Below are 482 nucleotides of genomic sequence, written 5' to 3'. Positions count from 1 at the left end.
GAGGGGAACTCATACTTAAAAAAGTTATGTTTTCTTCAGCTACATAGCCCAATATTACATCCTCTATCTACCGCTTACTGCCTACTGCTTACTGCCTACTGCCTACTGCCTACTGCCTACTGCCTACTGCCTACTGCCTACTAAAACTTATTATTAAACTGTCGTAACTTGATAGCTGTGAGTACCTTTTTTGTATACAGCGGAAAATCTGCATTTAATAACCACCCAAAATAACCGGGTTCTTTTTCAAGTATTTCAGTGACTAGTTTTCCTTTATGCTTTCCAAACGCAAAGCACTCCTCGCCTTTCTTATTATAAGCTATAAACCCTGCAAAATCTGCAAACTTCTTTCTGGAACTAAACTCTGCTAAAAACTTAGTATCATTCTCCAAAGTATCATACTTAGCGATTTGCGCCTTTAAAACTTCGTAAGTTGCATTGGTATCTGCTTCAGCACTATGGGCATCGTCTAAATTTTTATC

At 38.2% G+C, this 482-nt stretch carries 1 pseudogene; it reads right to left on the bottom strand.

Annotated elements, in window-relative coordinates:
• Window positions 1–140: 140 nt before the first annotated feature.
• Window positions 141–482, bottom strand: a pseudogene (locus J8281_RS19040) (3'-5' exonuclease); the annotation flags it as partial.

It is taken from the genome of Aquimarina sp. U1-2 (assembly GCF_017897595.1).
Lineage (GTDB): Bacteria > Bacteroidota > Bacteroidia > Flavobacteriales > Flavobacteriaceae > Aquimarina.
This window is presented reverse-complemented; position numbering and strand designations above follow the sequence as displayed.